The 17,304-nt window shown below is 71.0% G+C and carries 20 protein-coding genes and 1 pseudogene; 6 read left to right on the top strand and 15 right to left on the bottom strand.

Features of this window, described 5'->3' with window-relative positions:
* The first annotated feature begins 23 nt into the window (after nucleotides 1-23).
* Nucleotides 24-1,259, top strand: coding sequence for a hypothetical protein (locus tag OG344_RS11430; RefSeq protein WP_405088189.1), 1,236 nt, complete (start codon nucleotides 24-26; stop codon nucleotides 1,257-1,259).
* Here OG344_RS11430 and OG344_RS11425 read toward each other — a convergent pair.
* The gene (locus OG344_RS11425; protein WP_111699583.1) at nucleotides 1,256-1,465 is read right to left on the bottom strand and encodes a DUF4229 domain-containing protein; all 210 of its coding nucleotides are present in this window, start codon (nucleotides 1,463-1,465) and stop codon (nucleotides 1,256-1,258) included. The two genes, OG344_RS11430 and OG344_RS11425, sit on opposite strands and share 4 nt — an antisense overlap.
* 259 nt (nucleotides 1,466-1,724) lie before the next feature.
* Between OG344_RS11425 and OG344_RS11420 the strand changes: the two genes are divergently transcribed.
* The gene (locus OG344_RS11420; protein ID WP_036325312.1) at nucleotides 1,725-1,946 is read left to right on the top strand and encodes a BldC family transcriptional regulator; all 222 of its coding nucleotides are present in this window, start codon (nucleotides 1,725-1,727) and stop codon (nucleotides 1,944-1,946) included.
* A 125-nt stretch (nucleotides 1,947-2,071) separates the two neighbouring features.
* Here the strand turns inward: OG344_RS11420 and OG344_RS11415 are convergent, their stop codons facing one another.
* Together OG344_RS11415 and OG344_RS11410 are read right to left on the bottom strand one after the other, a co-directional pair.
* Nucleotides 2,072-2,311, bottom strand: coding sequence for a hypothetical protein (locus OG344_RS11415; protein ID WP_327049205.1), 240 nt, complete (start codon nucleotides 2,309-2,311; stop codon nucleotides 2,072-2,074).
* A 9-nt stretch (nucleotides 2,312-2,320) separates the two neighbouring features.
* On the bottom strand, nucleotides 2,321-3,241 hold the full coding sequence (locus tag OG344_RS11410; protein WP_405088188.1) for a hypothetical protein: 921 nt from the start codon (nucleotides 3,239-3,241) through the stop codon (nucleotides 2,321-2,323).
* Between the two features lie 288 nt (nucleotides 3,242-3,529).
* Between OG344_RS11410 and OG344_RS11405 the strand changes: the two genes are divergently transcribed.
* Entirely contained in the window at nucleotides 3,530-3,883 is a 354-nt protein-coding gene (locus OG344_RS11405) for a PLD nuclease N-terminal domain-containing protein (protein WP_405088187.1), read from the top strand.
* Nucleotides 3,884-3,889: 6 nt separating this feature from the next.
* Here the strand turns inward: OG344_RS11405 and ccsB are convergent, their stop codons facing one another.
* The 9 genes and pseudogenes from ccsB to OG344_RS11360 form a co-directional block, all read right to left on the bottom strand.
* On the bottom strand, nucleotides 3,890-4,894 hold the full coding sequence (gene ccsB / locus OG344_RS11400; protein WP_405088186.1) for a c-type cytochrome biogenesis protein CcsB: 1,005 nt from the start codon (nucleotides 4,892-4,894) through the stop codon (nucleotides 3,890-3,892).
* 4 nt (nucleotides 4,895-4,898) lie between these two features.
* On the bottom strand, nucleotides 4,899-6,671 hold the full coding sequence (locus OG344_RS11395; RefSeq protein ID WP_405088185.1) for a cytochrome c biogenesis protein ResB: 1,773 nt from the start codon (nucleotides 6,669-6,671) through the stop codon (nucleotides 4,899-4,901).
* Nucleotides 6,671-7,402 (bottom strand): cytochrome c biogenesis protein CcdA, encoded by a 732-nt coding sequence (locus OG344_RS11390; protein ID WP_327049200.1) that lies wholly within the window; start codon nucleotides 7,400-7,402, stop codon nucleotides 6,671-6,673. Before OG344_RS11390 ends, OG344_RS11395 begins: the two co-directional genes overlap by 1 nt.
* Nucleotides 7,395-7,982, bottom strand: a complete 588-nt coding sequence (locus OG344_RS11385) for a TlpA family protein disulfide reductase (protein ID WP_405088184.1) — start codon at nucleotides 7,980-7,982, stop codon at nucleotides 7,395-7,397. The genes OG344_RS11390 and OG344_RS11385 overlap by 8 nt, the downstream gene beginning before the upstream one ends.
* A 354-nt stretch (nucleotides 7,983-8,336) precedes the next feature.
* Nucleotides 8,337-8,939: pseudogene (locus tag OG344_RS11380) on the bottom strand (histidine phosphatase family protein); the annotation flags it as partial.
* 12 nt (nucleotides 8,940-8,951) lie between these two features.
* Entirely contained in the window at nucleotides 8,952-9,860 is a 909-nt protein-coding gene (locus tag OG344_RS11375; protein ID WP_405088183.1) for a LysR family transcriptional regulator, read from the bottom strand.
* A gap of 283 nt (nucleotides 9,861-10,143) precedes the next feature.
* Nucleotides 10,144-11,286, bottom strand: a complete 1,143-nt coding sequence (locus OG344_RS11370) for an oxygenase MpaB family protein (RefSeq protein WP_405088182.1) — start codon at nucleotides 11,284-11,286, stop codon at nucleotides 10,144-10,146.
* Entirely contained in the window at nucleotides 11,279-12,268 is a 990-nt protein-coding gene (locus tag OG344_RS11365) for a polyprenyl synthetase family protein (protein ID WP_405088181.1), read from the bottom strand. Before OG344_RS11365 ends, OG344_RS11370 begins: the two co-directional genes overlap by 8 nt.
* Nucleotides 12,261-12,488: a hypothetical protein gene (locus OG344_RS11360; RefSeq protein ID WP_405088180.1), complete on the bottom strand. Its 228-nt coding sequence runs from the start codon at nucleotides 12,486-12,488 to the stop codon at nucleotides 12,261-12,263. Before OG344_RS11360 ends, OG344_RS11365 begins: the two co-directional genes overlap by 8 nt.
* A gap of 170 nt (nucleotides 12,489-12,658) precedes the next feature.
* On the opposite strand from OG344_RS11360, the gene OG344_RS11355 reads away from it, so the two are divergent.
* Together OG344_RS11355 and OG344_RS11350 are read left to right on the top strand one after the other, a co-directional pair.
* Nucleotides 12,659-13,297, top strand: a complete 639-nt coding sequence (locus OG344_RS11355) for a Uma2 family endonuclease (RefSeq protein WP_405088179.1) — start codon at nucleotides 12,659-12,661, stop codon at nucleotides 13,295-13,297.
* 32 nt (nucleotides 13,298-13,329) lie between these two features.
* The gene (locus tag OG344_RS11350) at nucleotides 13,330-13,941 is read left to right on the top strand and encodes a phosphotransferase (RefSeq protein WP_405088178.1); all 612 of its coding nucleotides are present in this window, start codon (nucleotides 13,330-13,332) and stop codon (nucleotides 13,939-13,941) included.
* Here the strand turns inward: OG344_RS11350 and OG344_RS11345 are convergent.
* From OG344_RS11345 to tnpA, 3 genes are all read right to left on the bottom strand, one after another.
* Nucleotides 13,911-14,162 carry a hypothetical protein gene (locus OG344_RS11345; RefSeq protein WP_405088177.1) on the bottom strand — a complete coding sequence of 84 codons (252 nt, stop codon included), beginning with the start codon at nucleotides 14,160-14,162 and terminating at the stop codon, nucleotides 13,911-13,913. The two genes, OG344_RS11350 and OG344_RS11345, sit on opposite strands and share 31 nt — an antisense overlap.
* Before the next feature lie 22 nt (nucleotides 14,163-14,184).
* Complete coding sequence (gene hemL / locus OG344_RS11340) at nucleotides 14,185-15,480, bottom strand: glutamate-1-semialdehyde 2,1-aminomutase (RefSeq protein WP_405088176.1); 1,296 nt, start codon at nucleotides 15,478-15,480, stop codon at nucleotides 14,185-14,187.
* A gap of 130 nt (nucleotides 15,481-15,610) precedes the next feature.
* Entirely contained in the window at nucleotides 15,611-15,823 is a 213-nt protein-coding gene (gene tnpA, locus OG344_RS11335; protein WP_405088175.1) for an IS200/IS605 family transposase, read from the bottom strand.
* A gap of 245 nt (nucleotides 15,824-16,068) precedes the next feature.
* Between tnpA and OG344_RS11330 the strand changes: the two genes are divergently transcribed.
* Nucleotides 16,069-17,265, top strand: a complete 1,197-nt coding sequence (locus tag OG344_RS11330) for an RNA-guided endonuclease InsQ/TnpB family protein (protein ID WP_405088174.1) — start codon at nucleotides 16,069-16,071, stop codon at nucleotides 17,263-17,265.
* The last annotated feature ends 39 nt before the right edge of the window (nucleotides 17,266-17,304 follow it).

The raw sequence follows: 17,304 nt of genomic DNA, 5'->3' as shown, positions 1-17,304 counted from the left end.
CTCAGTCTGCTAGAACTTGGGGAATGCGTCTCACCACCGCACTGATCGCAGTGACCTCGCTCGCCGTCCTGCCGGCCGCGCCGGCCTCCGCCGGCCTCCGGCAGCCCCACGTGGTCTCGGAGAACCCCGTGAACACCACTCCGCACGTGCTCGACGGCATCGTCACCGCGTTCGCGCTGGTCGGCCGCACCGTCGTGGTGGGCGGCGAGTTCAGCGCGGTACGCGAGGCACGCGGCGGGGCGGACCTGCCGCGCGCCAACGTCTTCGCCTTCGACCTGCCCACCGGCCGCGTCCTGCCCGGCTTCGCGCCGGACCTCGACGGGCCGGTGTCCGCCCTGGCCCCGGGCCCGGACGGCACCGTCTACGTGGGCGGCGCCTTCACCTGGCCGGCCCGGGGGCTGACCCGGCTGCGCGTCTCCGACGGCGCTCCCGTCTCCTCGTTCTCCGCGCCCGTCTACGCGGGAGAGGTGACCAGCCTGGTACGTCTCGGCGGGGCGCTCTACGTCGGCGGCGACTTCGCCAGGATCGGCCGCAGCGCGCGGACCGCCCTCGCCCGCGTGGACGCCGGGACCGGCGCGGTGGACCCGCACTTCACCGTCACCCCCGGCGACGGGCGCGGCGGCGGGGTCCGGATCTACGCGATGGCCGCGACGTCCGACCGCTTAGTCGTCGACGGCTCGTTCACCACGCTCGACGGCCTGCGCCGCCCGCAGCTCGGGGTGATCGACCTGACGACGGGCCGGGTGGCCGGCTGGCACACGGAGGCGTACGCCCCCGCCTGCAAGCCCGACTTCCCGTCGTACGTCCGGGGGCTGGACCTGTCGCCCGACGGGCGCTACTTCGTGGTCGTCACAACGGGCGGGCCGGCGCCGCGCACCACCAAGCTGTGCGACTCCGCCGCGCGGTTCGAGACGTACGCGAAGGGCGACGCGATCCGTCCGACCTGGGTCAACCTGACCGGGGGCGACTCGCTCTACGCGGTCGCGGTGACCGATTCGGCCGTCTACGTGGGCGGACACCAGCGCTGGCTGAACAACCCGCGGGGGGCCGACACGGCCGGCCCGGGAGCGGTTCGCAGGCCCGGCATCGGGGCGATACACCCTGTAACGGGACGTGCGCTGAGATGGAACCCGACGCGGGAAAGGGGAATCGGGGTAAAGGCCTTCCTGACCGTAAAGACAGGTCTTTTGGTGGGAAGCGACACGACGGAGCTCGGGCATGAGTACCATGCCCGGGTCGGCATGTTCCCGGCGGCCTAGGAGTTCCCGGGTCCCCGACGTTTCGTGGCGATGCGCTCGCTCACCGCGTCGCGCTGTTTCGACAGCAGAACGTAGCTGGCCAGACCGCTGACCAGCACCGCGACCAGCAGCAGCGGGAACGACCGCAGGCCGACGAGATACAGGACGCCGACCGCGACCGCGAACAGGCCGAGGCGCGAAAGGGTGTAAACGACAACCGGATGCACAGCGTCGAGGTTACGTCACTCTCCCGGTGCGCTGGTCGCTCTTCGCATCTGCTGCGAGCACTGCTAGTGTTCACAACAAGGCGCTTTTGTAAAGAAACACCCATGAGCGCCCCAAAGAGGCTCTATCATATAACAATCGGGCACTGAGCCGGTAACAACCCGTGATCTTCTCCGAAAACCACGGATAAATCAGGCTTCGCTCGGCACACTGGTTACCTGTCCGCCCGCTGCAGGACGCGGGACGCGAGGGGGAGAGATTGTGGAGAGTAGCAGCGAGCGACTGCTGACTCCTGGAGAGGTTGCGGCTCTCTTCAGGGTCGACCCGAAGACCGTGACCCGTTGGGCCGCGGCCGGGCGAATCAGCAGCATCCGTACCCCCGGGGGGCACAGGCGGTTCCGTGAATCGGAAGTACACGCCCTCCTTCGCGGAGAGGACGTCCTCACGGCCGATCGGCCGAACGGCGACTCACCGCGAGTCTGACGCAGTACCAGCACCGGGTGATCCTGCGCTCTACCAAGACGCCGCAGGGTCACCGGAGTCAGTCCCACCTCTACTTCAGGCTGCCTAACAGGCCCTCCCGGCTCGTCCTGCTCCCTTGCCGGGGTTCATCGGTCCTGCTCCGCCTTGAAGGCCAGGAACGCCTGCTCCAGCGCGTCGTCGCCATCCCGCCAGCGACGACGTCGCTCGGCGTCCTCCTGCTCGGTGATCGACTCGGCCAGCCAGCCTTCGTAACCGGGTTCCCCCGGCGTGACCTCCACGTACGCGTTGCCGATGAGGCGCCCGTCATCGGTGGTCAGGGACCGGGGCACGCGCAGCGTCCCGTCGCCGAGCCGGATAACGTACATCCGAATCACCTAGATTCCGTAACGCCGGTTGAAGAACAGCATGACGTTGAGGGCCGTCCTCGTGTCACCGCCCAGCATGTCCACCAGGGCCGGGCGCTGCCGGGACGCGATCGCCGCGAACGCGTCGGCGAAGAACTCCTTGCATCCCAGGCCGGCGGGCTGCCGGTGGAACGACGACGCGAGCAGCGGCAGACACTCCTCGTAGAGCGCCGCGAACTCCGGGGAGTCCGAAACCCACTCTCCCGGACCGGCGTCGACGTCGTCCAGCGCATGCCCGACTTCGTGCATCATCACGTCCGGCGTGGGCGACGGCCGGTCCCCCACCACGATCTTGCGGTCGCCGTACGCGCCGGCGCAGATGTCCCAGGTGGCCCGGCCCGAAGGCAGCGGGGCGCCGCGCAGGTAACCCATGTCGTCCAGGTCGGGCACCCCGCCCCGGCCCACGTAGATGCCGTCGAGCCCGATGGCGAGCTTGGTCTTCAGCTGCTCGGGCAGCCGCGCGAGGCCGTCCACGGCCCGTACGGCGTCGGCGGAGGGAGGGCCCTCCGCGGCGTCCCACTCACGGAACAGGACGCGTTCCAGCGGCCCGCAGTTTCTCCTGCCGTCCCGCAGATCGGGGGCGTCGGGCGGATGGGGCGCGGCCCGGGTCGGCAGGTCGTCGAGCTCGAAGTCCTGCCAGGTGTACTGGGGGCGGTCGTCGACCACCGGCGCGGTCACGGCGTACACGCGCTCCGGGTGCCGCTCGGGCGACCACTCGGCACCCCACTCCACGCCCCACTCGGTGCCCCACTCGGTGCCCCAGTCAGCGGCCCGCTCCGGGGCCCGGCCGGCGGAACGGTCGGCGGAACGGTCGGGGGCGCGGTCTGGTCCACGATCGGAGGCGCGGTCCTCCGCGCGTCCGGGGACGTCGGTGCGGCGGCGGGAGGACACGTAGGGCCCTCGCTGCCACCACCGCGTCCCGCGCCGGTGGCGGCCCCTGTCGCCCGGCTCCGCCATCGCGCCCCTCTGTTCAGGCCGAATCCGTCAGGCTGCTGGTTCCGTCGGGTGTTCCGTCGGGTGTTCCGTCACGTGGTCTCCACGGGCGTCTCCGGCAGGCTCCGCGGCCCCGTCGGGCGCGGTCTCCGGACGCCGTGTACCGGTCCACCGTACGATGCCCGGCTGTCCACGTCACCCCGAAGCCGGACACGATCAGTCGCCGGCATGGCTTACCGTGTGGGCATGCCTAGCGTGTTTATCGGCCTGGCGCTGCTTGCCTTCTGGCTCTACTGCCTGTTCGACGTGATCACGACCCCCGAGGAGGACATGCGCAACCTCCCCAAGTTCATGTGGGTCCTCATCGTCGTCTTCCTGGCCGACCTCGGCGCCCTGACCTGGCTCCTCGTGGGCCGTCCCCGGGTCGTGCACAGCGTGTACGGCCCGAACGGCCCCGTGGGCGGGCCGGGGGCGCAGGCGGAGGCCCAGTCGGGCGGCCGGGGCGGGGCATGGTCCCGGCGCGGCGACGCACCGCGCGGGCCCGACGACGACCCGGATTTCCTGCACAGCCTGGAGCGCCGCCTGCGCGGCGACGACTGACCGGGGTCACTTGGGGACGTCGGCGTAGGAGTGCAGTCCCGAGAAGAAGATGTTGACGCCGACCAGGTTGAACAGCAGGCAGCCGAAGGCGACCAACGAAATGATCATCGTGGCCTTGCCGCGCCATCCGGCCGTCGCCCGCGCGTGGAGATAGGCGGCGTAGACGACCCACGTGACGAACGCCCACACCTCCTTCGGGTCCCAGCCCCAGTAGCGGCCCCACGCCCGGTCGGCCCACAGCGCGCCGGCGATGACGGCGAAGGTCCAGATCGGGAAGGAGATGACGATCGCACGGTGCGCGACCCGCTCCAGGGTCTCCCTGGCGGGCAGCACCGACGGCCGCCCGTCCCGGCGGATCAGGTAGAGGATCGCGCAGACGCCCGCCACGATGAACAGCCCGCTGGCCACGATCGCCGCGGTGACGTGGATCGCGATCCAGTAGGAGTGCAGCGCGGGCATCACCGGGCCCGCCTGGACGTGCAGGAACAGCACGGCGAAGCCCAGCCCGAGCGCCGCGGTCACGGTCACGAACGCGCCGAGGTAGCGGATCGGCTGGCGGATCAGCAGCGCGAGGAACGCGGTGACGGCCGCGAAGCAGATGGCCACCACGAACTCGTACATGTTGGCCCACGGCCACCGGTCCACCGCGATGCCCCGGGTGAGGATGCCGGCGAGGTTGCCGGCCCACGCGATCCAGGCGAGGGCCACTCCGGCGAGCCCGGCCCGGACCGCCCACGCCGCGGGTTGCGGGGGCGTGCGGGTGGTCCCGGCCGTGCCCTCCCCTGTGCCCATCCCCGGGCCCATCCCCTGGTCCACCGCGGGGAGCGCCGGGCCGCCCGCGCCGACGAGCTCACGCGTACGCGTGGGCGCCGCCGTACGGACCCGGCCGAAGGCGAGCTCCAGCGCGAAGCAGATCATCGCGGCGAGATAGAGCAGCACGGTGACCAGGATGAGCTGGTCGCTCACCATGGCGAGAGTGTCGTTGACGGCTTGGCTGACCGGGGCGGGCATGACTTCACTCCTCGTCCGGGCGGACGCCCGGTGCGGCGTTTCCGGTGGGCGGCTCGTCCGGCTCGTCCGGTGTGGCGTTTCCGGTGGGCGGCTCGTCCGGCTCGTCCGGTGCGGCGTTTCCGGTGGGCGGCTCGTCCGGTGTGGCGTTTCCGGTGGGCGGGCCGCCGCGCAGGGCGGTGACGATCTGCGCGAACTCCTCGGCGAAGGCCGCGCCGCCGCCTTCGGTGCGGGTCAAGCCTCCCACCGTGGCCCTGCCGTCCTTCACCCGCACCCAGACGCGGCGGCGGCGGATCGTGAGCGACAGCACGAGCCCGATCACCGCGGCCGCCGCCGCGAGCAACGCGGGCTCGCGGCCCGGGTCGTAGGTGATCTGAAGGCTGATCCACTCCTTGACGCCGGTGAACTGGATCTTTCCCGCGCCGTCGGCGAGTTCCTTGGTGTCCCCCACGTTCAGCGGCGCCGGCTGGGCGGACATCTTGCCGAGCGGCTTCAGGCGCGTGGTGTCGAGCTGATACACCGACTGCGGCAGTCCCGACCTCAGGCCGAGGTCGCCCGCGAACGGGAAGACCTGCACGGTCGGGTTGGCCGCGCCGGGGAAGACCGACACCCAGGTGTCGCCGCTCGGCACGGTCGTGGGCAGGAAGCGGGCCAGGAAGCCGAGCTGGGACGGCTGGGCGTCCGGCACCTTGATGACGCACTCGGACGTGTACGTCGCCTGGTCGCCGGCCAGGCAGGGCACCGGGCCGTCGTAGGCCACCTGGCCCTCGCCGTCCGTCACCCGGAACGTGGGGGCGTAGCCGTGCCCGATGAGGTAGGTCAGTGTGCCGTCGACGTCCAGCGGCTCGTTGACCTTGAGGTCCACCTGGCGCGGGGCGGACTCCGGGGAGTCCCGCACCTCCAGCCGCGCGAGGTAGTCGAGCGGCTGGCCCTGCTTGGCCCCGGCGGCGACGTAGCTGGCCTGGAAGTCCTTCAGCGTGAAGGAGAACGGCTCCAGCGACTCGGCGGTGACCCGGCTGCCCGGCATGAACCTGTCGTAGGCCGCGACGGCGTTGGAGAAGCCGTCGCCCTCCACCACCAGCACGTTGCCGCGATAGCCGTACAGCCCTCCGGCGCCGACGGCGAACAGCAGCACGAGCAGCGCGAGGTGGAAGAGCAGGTTTCCGGTCTCGCGGAGATGGCCCTTCTCCGCCGCCACCCAGCCGTCGCCGGTGACCACCCGGAACCGCCTGCGCCGGAGCACGGCCGCGGCCCTCTCCAGGGTGAGATCGCCCTGGAACTCCTCGGCGTGCGGCAGGCGGAGCAGGTTGCGCGGCGCGGCGGGCGGTTTGCGCCGGATCTCCCTGAGATGCGCCAGCGCGCGCGGGAACACGCACCCGGCCAGTGAGACGAACAGCAGCAGGTAGATCGCGGCGAACCAGGGCGAGGTGAAGACGTCGAACAGCCAGAGGCGGTCGAGCCACTTCGCCTGGGTGGGATTGTCCTTGAAGTACTGCGCGACCCTGCCCGGGTCCACGCCGCGCTGCGGATAGACGGAGCCCGGCACCGAGCCCAGCGCGAACAGGAACAGCAGGATGAGCGCGGTGCGCATCGAGGTGAGCGTGCGCCAGGCCCAGCGCAGCCATCCGACCGGCCCGAGGCCGACCGGCCTGGCCGGCTCCCGCGGCGCGCCCCCGGCCTCCGTTCCCCCACCCGCCGCCGCCTCGTCGAGAAGCGCGGGCTCGTCGAGAAGCGCGGGCTCGTCCCGTACGGCGCGGGCGAGGTCGTCGGGCGCGCTCATCAGATCACCGGCCGGAAGCCGCCGACCCACACCTGCAGGTGGACGATGATCTCGGCCCACTGCCCGGTCACGAGCAGCACGCCGACGGCCACGAGCATGCCGCCGCCGACCCTGGTGATCAGCGGGGTGTGCCGGCGGACCGCCCGGAACGCGTGGAGGGCCCTGCGGTAGGCCAGCCCGGCCAGCACGAACGGCAGGCCGAGACCCAGCGCGTACGCGAAGGCGAGGGCCGCGCCGCGCAGCGCGCTGCCCTGGTTCACCGACAGCGTCATGACCACCGCCAGCGTCGGGCCGATGCACGGCGTCCAGCCGAGGCCGAAGACGACGCCGAGCAGCGGGGCCCCCGCGAGCCCGGCGGCGGGCAGCCGGTGGAAGCGCACGTCCCGCTGGAGGCCGGGCAGGACGCCCACGAAGGCCAGCCCGAGGATGATCGTCACGACCCCGAGGACCCTGCTGATCACGTCGGCGTTGCCCTGCAGCGCCGCGCCGAGACCGCCGAACAGCGCCCCGCCGAGCACGAACACCAGCGCGAACCCGAGCACGAACAACGCGCTGCCCAGCACCATCCGGCTCCGCTTGGGGTCGCCGCTCATGCCCGTGACGTACGACAGGTAGCCGGGCACCAGCGGCAGCACGCACGGGGAGACGAACGACACGAGCCCGGCGGCCGCCGCGATCGGCGCGGCGAGCAGCAGCGAACCCGTCGCGACGGTGCCGCCGAGGTCACTCATCGGTCACCTTGGTGACGGCCGCGAGGAGGTCGTCGTACTTCACGGCCCCGAGCGCGCGGGCGGCGATCCGGCCCTGCGCGTCGATGATCAGCGTGGAGGGGATGGCGGCGGGCGGCACCGTGCCCTGGAACTTCAGCAGCGTCCTGCCGCTCTGGTCGTAGATGCTCGGATAGCCCGGCTTCACCGCGCGGTCGTACGCCCGCGCCGACGCCTGGAGGTCCTTGAAGTTGACGCCGAGGAACTCCACGCCCTTCGGCTTGGTGGTCGCCGCGATGTCCTTGAGCACGGGCGCCTCGGCCCGGCAGGGCGCGCACCAGGAGGCCCAGAAGTTGAGCACGTGGACCTTGCCCGCGGCGAGTGTGGCGGTGCCGCCGTCCAGGGTCTGTCCCTCGATCGCGGGCGCCTTCTGGCGCTGCGCCGCGCTGAAGAACTCGACCCGGCCGTCGCCCGGGACGAAACGGGTGTCGCCGGAGCGGGGCTGGGCCGCCTGGCCGCCCGCGCAACCGGCGAGGGCCGTGACGGCCGCGGCCGCGGCGGCGAGCGCGGTCAGGCGCGTTGCGGTCAGGCGCTTGGCGGACACGGGAGATGGATCTCCTTGTACTACAACCGGTAGAGCTGTAAGCCTACCGACCGGTGCGGGTGCCCCGTTCCCCGGGGCACAGCCGCGTGTGTGGCGTCACCCGGGAGACGATCACGCCCCGGGCATCGCTCGCGGGCCGGGCGTCTCCTCGTCCTCCGGGCCGGCCCCCGCCGCCTTGGGATCAAAGCGCAACGCCTCGAAATCGGCGCGCGATGCCTTGGGGTCGACGCGCGACGCCTCGGGGAGGACGTCGGCCTGCCCGGGATGGGTGCGCAACGCCTCCGGAAGGGCCTCGCCGGCCTGCTCGAACAGCGCGGCCTCGCCCTGCGGCTGCGCGACCTCCCGCAGCAGCGCCCCGGCGGGCTCGCTGTAGCCGACGCTGATCAGCCGGTTTCCCTCGAAGGTCAGGCTGGTGAGGCTGGCCAGCGCGCACTGGCGCCGGCGCGGGTCGTGCCACAGCCGCCTGCCCTCGGCGGCGAGCCGGATGACCCAGATCGGCAGCTGATGACTGACCAGCAGCGCCTCGTGGCCGCGCGCCGCCGCCCGCGCGTCGTCCACCACCGACTTCATGCGGGCCACGACCTCGCGGTACGGCTCCCCCCAGGACGGCCGGAACGGGTTCCTGAAGTGGCGGTAGGACCGGGGATCGCGGAAGACGGTGTCGCCGCCGGTCATCCGCAGGCCCTCGAAGACGTTGCCCGCCTCGATGAGCCGCTCGTCGGTGGTGATCTCCAGGCCCAGGGCCTGCGCGGCCGGCTCCGCGGTCTCCTGGGCGCGCTCCATCGGCGAGCTCCAGACCGCGACGATGTCCCTGCCCGCGACGGCCTTGGCGACGATGTCGGCCATCCGGCGGCCGGTCTCGGACAGGTGGTAACCGGGCAGCCTGCCGTACAGGACGCCGCGAGGATTGTGGACTTCTCCGTGCCGGAGCAGGTGAACGATGGTCATCTCTGTCATGACCTGCACAGCCTACCCATCGGACGGCTCCGGGCACGCGGAGCGCAGCGCCTCGACGGCGGCGCGGATCGCGGGACGCCTCGCGGCGTCGGTCCGCCACACCGCGTAGATCCGCCGGACGGGCGGCGGCTGGACGGCCAGGACGGCGACGCCCTCCGGCAGCGGTCCCCGGCCGAGCCGCGGGATGAGCGCGCATCCGTGGCCCTCGGCGACCAGCGCGAGCTGGGTGGGGTACTCGTCGGCCATGCAGACGATGTGCGGCTCCCGTTCCTCGGAGCGCAGCAGGAACACCAGGAAGTCGTGACAGACGGTGCCGGGGGTCGAGCTGATCCAGCTCTCGCCGTCGAGGTCGCTCAGCCGCACCCGGTCGGCGCCCACCAGGGGGTGATCGGCCGGCACGACGACGTCGGCCACGTCGTCGAGCAGCGCCGTACGCGACAGCCCCTCCGGCAGGGCCATCGGCCGGTTGAGCCAGTCCTGGAGGACGGCGAGATCGAGGTCGCCGCGCGACAGCTCGCGGATCTGCCGCTCGGGCTCCCGCTCGTACACGAGCAGGTCGAGGTCGGGGTGCTGTCTCTTCAGTGTGCTGAGCGCGCGCGGCACGATGCCCCGCGCCGCGGTGGGGAAGGCGGCCATGCTCAGCCTGCCGACCACCTCGCCGCGCAGCGCCTCGAAGTCGGCCTCCGCCGTCTCCACGAGCGCGAGGATGCGCTCGGCGTGGTCGGCGAGCAGCCCGGCCGCGTCCGTGAGCCTCACGCCGCGCCCGTTGCGCTCGATCAGGACCGAGCCGGTCTCCCGTTCGAGCTTGGCAAGCTGCTGGGAGATCGCCGACGGGGTCACCATCAGCGCCTCGGCGGCGGCGCCCACGGACCCGTAGACGGCGACCGCGTGCAGTGCCTTCAGCCGGTTCAGATCCAACATGTAGCCAGTCTAAACCGTCCGGGTAAGAAAAACTCGCTTGTGCTCAACTGTTTAGCGATGCGATGATTTTGTCATGCGAATCTTCAACAAGTTCTTCACGAAGCCGTCCCGTTCCGAGCAGACCTCCTACCTGGAGACCCTGGCGAAGCAGGCCAGGCAGAGCCGGGACCGGCGCCCCTCCCGCTGACCCTTCCGGGCGACCGGTTCACGCGCCGCTCTCATCCTCGCCGACCTCCTCTCCACCGGCTCACGCCCCGTACGGCCCCCGCGACTGTCGTCACAGTCAGGCCGGGGGCGGCGGCGTCCACCGGGCGGCCGCCGGGCGGATGCCGTAAAGGGGCTTGAGTTCCTGCGGGACCGCGTAGTGCATGACGCGCCCGCGGGTCAGCGACGACAGCTCCAGCATCGTCACCAGATACCCGAGACGGTCGGCCAGCTGCGCCGCCCAGGGCCCGCGGTCCTCGAACCTCTCCAGCTCCCGCAGCAGCACGGGCGCGACCTTGATGACGGAGTCCCAGCGGGAGCGGGGGACCTCCAGCCAGTCGGCCGCGGTGTCGCCGACAAGGAAGCGGATGAGAGCGGGCACCACCGGGTCCAGCAGCGTTCCCGGCACGACCTGCTCGTACATCTCGATCAACTGCCGGGTCAGGTGTGCCCCTTCGGGTGACGGCCCCATGTGGCGCACCATGTACCGGTCGGAGAACTCCCGAGCCGCCGGCAGATCCGGTGGAATGTCCGCCGGATCGCAGCCGAGGATCGCCCCCACCACCCGCCAGGCGTAGTAGTACGCCTCCGCCCCATCCGGCGTGATGTGGACGCCCATGCGATGCAGCGCGTCCAGGACCTGCAGACTGAACATCATCAGCCCGCCAAGCATGTCCTCCTGGCAGATCGGAACCGGCTCCGGCCACCTGTCGTCCTGCTTGAGGTGACGGCGGATGGAGGCGTGCAGCAGTCGCACCTTCTGCGCGGCGGGCAGGAACCGGCCGCCGGCCTCGAACGCGTCGGGCCGCATCAGATACACGGTGAACTGGCCGGTCTCGGCCATCCGCCGCGAGGGGTAGGCCAGCGAATGTGTCGCCGACAGCAGCCTGGCCACGTGCGGGACGACATAGCACGCCGGCATCGCCGCGAACGAGAGCGCGGTGGATATGTGCACGTCGTTGTCGATGAAGAACTGCCTCGCCTGCTCCATGACCGCCCAGTCGACCCAATCCGGCGGCATTGCCGTCGCCCTCAGGTAGTCCCTGGCGACGCCGGGGAGCCCCTCGGGCACTTCCTGGCCCGAGGTCGTGAACCAGCGCATCAACGTGTTGAACCTGCCCACCTGCCCGTCCGCGAACAGGGCCTCTACCGTCGCGTCCGCCAACTCGTCCCCGCGCAGCCGCAGACCGTCCATGTACTCGTCCGTGCAGCGGTCAGGCATTCACCGTCACCTCGTCGATCAGTTCGGTCAGGGCGTCTGCGGCACTGGAAGCCAGCCGGGCCGTCCGCAGCGCCGCCCGCGCGGTCTCGGCCCGTTCCGCGATCATCAGCCGGACGCCTTCCGGCGCTCCCGACCGTCGCATGATGTCCCGGATCTCCATGGCGCCGTCCGGAGTGACGACGTCGTCGAGCAGGTCGTGCAAGCGCCGGCGGTCGGGCTCCGGGGCCTCGGCCAGCGTGAGGGCCAGCAGCGCGGTCGGCTTGCGGCCGTGAAGGTCGTCCAGCGCCGATTTGCCGGTCCGCTCCGGTTCGCCGAACACTCCCCACAGGTCGTCGCGGAGCTGGAACGCCTCACCGAGCGGACGGGCGTAGGCCGCCAGCGCGGCCAGCACGGCTGGGTCCGCACCGCCCAGCACCGCGCCGATCCGCAGGGGCCCCTCGACCGTGTACGACCCGGTCTTGAACCTCACGATCTTCAGGGACCGGGCCAGTTCCGGAGAGCCCCCGGTATGCAGGATCTCCAGGCATTCGCCCGCCACCAGCTCGCGGCCCATCGCCGTCCACAGCGGCACGCCGCGGGCGAGGAACGCCCGCGGCAGGCCCGAGGTGTGGAACATCTGGGCCGCCCACACCATCAGCAGGTCACCGACCATGACAGCGAGAGCGTCGCCCAGCTTCTCGTGTGCCGTGGGCCGTCCGCGGCGTAACGGGCTGCGGTCGACGAGATCGTCGTGGACGATCGCGGCGGCGTGCACCAGCTCCAGCGCGGCCGCGGCGCGGACCAACGCGTCCGCATCGGGCTGTCCTGACGCCCGCCATCCCCAGTAGCAGAAGACCGGGCGGATTCGCCTGCCGCCGGAGACTGACACGCGTAACTGCTCGGCGACGGGCGCGAGCTCCTCGTCCAGTGCCAGCAGCTCGGCGATCTCCGTGTCGACGAACGCCCTCAGCGCCTCCTCCACGCGGGCCCGGAGGTCACCCACGAGAGTGCCGCTCGACGGCCCGTCTGGCCAGGATCTCCATGTGCGCCTCGGACGCCGGGGCGGCCCGCTTGAGCGCCAGCTCGCCGCGTGCTCGCAATTCCTCCCTGACCTCCGTCAGGGCGGGGAGCAGCCGGGCCGCACCGCGCAACCTCTCGGCGATCAGATCGGCCGCCCCGGCCACCAGGTGGAGCACCTCGTCCTGCCGCTTCACCCTGCTCACCTCACCTTCGGCACGCTCAGTTGATAACTCGACACCGAAAGTGATATCAGCCGAACCGTCACCCCGTCCGGCGAATGCCCCACCGCTCGACACGGCCGCACACACGTACTGGCGCTCCCCTCGCCGTCCGGATCGGGAGACGATGGGGAAGGGTCACGAGAATGAGTGGAATGACTACCGTGAGCGATGGAGAAGACGCCAAGGTGCACGACGTGAGCAGCGCACTCGAGTATTGGCCCGCACCGCCGCCCTGGGGCTGGACCGCGGACGACCTTGATCACCTGCCGTCCGAGGGCCTGGACGGAGAGCCCGACCTCTTCACCCACGTCGAGCTGATCGACGGAGCGCTCGTTTTCGCGGCACCTCAGCGACGGCTCCACCAGCTCCTGGTACGGGGGCTGACCGAACGTCTGGACGCGCAGGCTCCCGCGGCCATGACCGCAGTCCACCGGATGGACGTCAAGCTGGGGGACCGTACGCGGCCGTGCCCGGATGTGATGCTCATCGACGCCGAGGCCGGGGCGGACATGAGCCGCACGTTCTACGCCGCGCGGGAGGTCCATCTCGTGGTCGAGATCGTCTCGCCGGAGTCGGTCGAACGCGACCGCAAGCTCAAGCCCGGGCGGTACGCCGAGGCGGGTATCCCGCATTTCTGGCGGGTTGAGGAACATGACGGCAGACCGGTCGTGTACGTGTATGAGCGCGACCCGGCCACGGGCGCGTACACGCCGACCGGGATCCACCATGGGCGCCTGGCGGTGCAGGTGCCCTTCCCGATCGAGGTGGATCTCGATCAGCTGGTGAAGTGAGGCGGTCCGGCGTCCGCGAGGGATTACGAGACGTGACTCATGAGGCCGCAGGCGTGCGGGGCGGAATCGCTGATAACGATCTCGCTAAGATCGTAGCCGCATACGGCCTGGGGAAAGCCCGTGCGGTGGTGTTCCTCCCCGCGGGGATGATGAACCGCAACTGGCGTATCGAGACTGAGCGGGGAGTATTCGCGCTCGTCGATGTACCGGTGCCGAAGGCCCGTCGCAGTCTGGACGTCCTGCGGTCCCTCGCGGCCGGTGGCCTCTCTGTGTGCCCACCGCTCCTCACGGCCCAGAAAGAGCCGGTGCTTGAGATCGACGGGCGCGCCTACTGTCTGCTGCCCTGGGCTCGGGGCGTCCACCGCGAGGGCTCCCGTCTGACCATAGGAGAGGCCAACCGACTCGGCCGACTGCTTGGGAGAACCCACCAGGCTCTGGCTGCCGAAGGCAGTGGACTGGAGCCTGCGACCGGACGGCCGCAGACGAAGGTGACCACACCGGAGGCGGCGGCTGCCGATCGGTTCCTGAAGATGATCGCCGCCCTGGACGAGCCACAGGCGTTCGACCTCGCCGCCGCCCGCGCCTTGCGGCAGCGCAAGGATCTGCTTGCCGTCTACGCCGCCGACCGGCCGGGGGATGAGTAAGGGCACCTGCACCGCCAGGTGCCCGTGGGCTGGTGAAGTGAGGCGGGCCGGCTCGCCACGACGACGTGGAGGACCGTCACACGCAGGTCGCCGGTTCTCAGCGGCAGCCGGGTGACGACCGCGTCGACCCGCCGGTCGAGCAGCGCCGCACGCGGCTCGTTCCAATCGAGGTGCGGCGTGCGTACGTCGGCGTCGGGATGCCTGTGCCGCAGGTCCCGCACCGCCCGGTGAGCCTGAGCCGTTTCAGGCCTCGGCGGCCTGGGCGGCGGCCTTGGCGGCCACGGGCAGGGCCTCGGCGATCCGGGTGAGCGCCTCGTCGTCGTGGGCGGCCGACAGGAACCACGCCTCGTACGCCGAAGGCGGCAGGTAGACGCCCTGGTCCAGCATGCTGTGGAAGAACGCCCGGTAGGCGTCGGTGTTCTGGGTGCGGGCCGACTCGAAGTCGGTGACCGGGGTGTCGGTGAAGAAGATCGAGAAGAGGTTGCCCGCCCGCTGGAGGCGGTGCGGCACTCCGGCGGCGGCCAGCGCGTCGGAGGCCGCCCGCCCGATGACCAGGGCGGAGGCGTCGATGCGGTCGTAGGCGTCGTCGTCGCAGGCGCGCAGCGTGGCCAGCCCGGCCGCGCAGGCGAGCGGGTTGCCCGACAGCGTCCCGGCCTGGTAGACGGGCCCCTCGGGGGCGAGCGCGGCCATGACCTCCGCCCGTCCGCCGAAGGCCGCGGCGGGCAGCCCGCCGCCCATGACCTTCCCGAACGTCATGAGGTCGGCCTCCACGGGCTCGACGCCGTACCAGCCGGAGGCGGAGACGCGGAAGCCGGTGAGCACCTCGTCGACGATCAGCAGCGCGCCGTGCTCGGTGCACAGCTCGCGCAGGCGCGCGTTGAAGCCGTCGGCGGGGGGCACGACGCCCATGTTCGCCGGGCACGCCTCGGTGATCACGCAGGCGATCTCGAACGTGCGGAACGCCTCCTCGACCGCCTCGGCCGAGTTGTACGGCAGGACGATCGTGTCGGCGGCCGAGGCGCCGGTGACGCCCGGGGTGTCCGGCAGGCCGAAGGTGACGACTCCCGAGCCTGCGGAGGCCAGCAGCGCGTCGACGTGGCCGTGGTAGCAGCCGGCGAACTTCACGACCTTCGCCCGGCCGGTGAAGCCGCGGGCGAGCCGTACGGCGGACATGGTGGCCTCGGTGCCCGAGCTGACCAGGCGGACCTTCTCGACGGGGGCGACCCGGGAGACGATCTCCTCGGCGAGCAGGACCTCGCCCTCGGTCGCGGTGCCGAACGACAAGCCGCGCGAAAGAGCCTCCTCCAGGGCCTCCACGACGGCGGGGTGGCGGTGGCCCAGGATCATCGGGCCCCAGGAGCACACCAGGTCGACGTAGCGGTTGCCGTCCACGTCGGTGATGTACGGCCCCTCGCCGGAGGCCATGAAACGGGGTGTGCCGCCCACGGCGCCGAAGGCGCGCACCGGCGAGTTCACCCCGCCCGGGACGATCCGGCGGGCGCGGTCGAACAGGTCCTCGGAGGTCTGCGTACGTGTCACGCCCTCCAGGTTACGGGCCGGCCGGCGCGCGGGCCGTATCGGGAACCACCCGCGGAAGCTACCCGCGAAAACTACCAGATTCGTCCGCAGTGCTCCGGCTTTCAGGCCGGGGGTGACGCGTCCTGGCGGATCAGACGGGATGGTTTTGCTGCTCGATGTATTGGTGTAGGACGCTGATCGAAGCGCCGCCGACGCTCCCGGCGAAGTAGGAGCCCGACCACAGCTTGTTCGCCCGGTGGTAGTGGCGGACCAGCTCGGGGAACTCGGTCCGCATCCTGCGGGAGGGCACCCCTTTCAGGGAGTTGACGAGCCGGGACAGGGTGACCGTGGGCGGGATGTTCACCAGCAGGTGTACATGGCTGGCCTCGCGTGAACTCGGCCAGGTTCGCACTCGAAGTGCGCGCAGGCGTCCCGCGTGATCTGCTCCATGCGCTCTAGGCGCTCTATGCGTTCCGGTTGGGCGCCGGTGAACACCTGGTGCCGGAACGTGGTCACGGCAACCAGATGAGCGTGCAGGACGAAAACGCAGTGCCTGCCGGTTCTGGTATCTCGCTGTGATCGGCCGTGCGCCGTCGGTAAAATCATGGGGTGCGGCTCCGGTACAACTACCGCCTCCACCCGACGCCGGGTCAGCGTCAAGCGCTGGCCCGGGCGTTCGGGTGCGCGCGGGTGGTGTTCAACGACGGGCTGCGCGCACGGATCGACGCCCACGACGCCGGGCTGTCGTACATCGGCGACGGCGAGTTGTCCAAGCGGGTCATCACCGAGGCGAAGAAGAACCCGGAACGCTCCTGGCTGGGCGAGGTCTCAGCCGTGGTCCTGCAGCAGGCGCTGGCGGACCTGAACATCGCGTACCGGAACTTCTTCAACTCGATCACCGGTAGACGCAAGGGGCCGAAAGTGGCCCCGCCCCGGTTCCGGTCCCGCAAAGACAACCGGCAGGCGATCCGCTTCACCCGCAACGCCCGCTTCGCCATCACGGCAGGCCGGAAGCTGCGCTTACCGAAGATCGGAGACGTTGCGGTGCGCTGGTCACGGGACCTGCCCGCCGAACCGTCCTCGGTCACGGTGGTCAAGGACGCGGCCGGGCGGTACTTCGCCTCGTTTGTCATCGACGTCGCCGAACAGCCCCTGCCACCCGTCGAGCCCGAGACCGGGATCGACCTCGGGCTGGGGCACTTCGCCGTGTTGTCCAACGGGCGGAAGATCGACGCCCCGCGTTTCCTGCGCCGGGCCGAGAAGAAACTCCGCACGCTCCAGCGGGCGCTGTCCCGCAAGCAGAAGGGGTCGAGCAACCGGGCCAAAGCCCGGTCGGCGGTGGCCCGCCGGCATGCGAAGGTCGCCGATGCGCGCCGCGAGTTCCACCACCAGGAATCCACAAAGATCATTCGTGAGAATCAAACGGTGATCGTGGAAGACCTGGCCGTGAAGGGACTGGCGCGCACGAGGCTGGCCAAGAGCGTGCACGACGCGGGCTGGTCGGCGTTCGTCGGCATGCTGGAGTACAAGGCCGCCCTGTACGGGCGTGTCTTCCACCGGATCAACCGGTGGTTCCCCAGTTCGAAGCTGTGCTCCGCGTGCGGGACCGTCACTGGCACGATGCCGCTTTCCGTCCGGGAGTGGACCTGCCCCTGCGGGGCGGTCCACGATCGGGACGTCAACGCCGCACGTAACATCCTGGCCGCCGGACGGGCGGACAGGCTAAACGCCTGTCGAGGGCCGGTAAGACCGCCGCTCGCGGTGGCACAGCCCGATGAAGCAGGAAGCCACAGAGGTGCCGCATGACGCGGCACGGGCTGAATCCCCGGCCTTCAGACCGGGGAG

Origin of the sequence: Microbispora sp. NBC_01389 (assembly GCF_045040095.1) — a bacterium.
In the GTDB taxonomy this organism is placed as follows: Bacteria; Actinomycetota; Actinomycetes; order Streptosporangiales; family Streptosporangiaceae; genus Microbispora.
The sequence above is the reverse complement of the archived record's forward strand: the minus strand, read 5'-3'. Positions and strand labels throughout refer to the sequence as shown.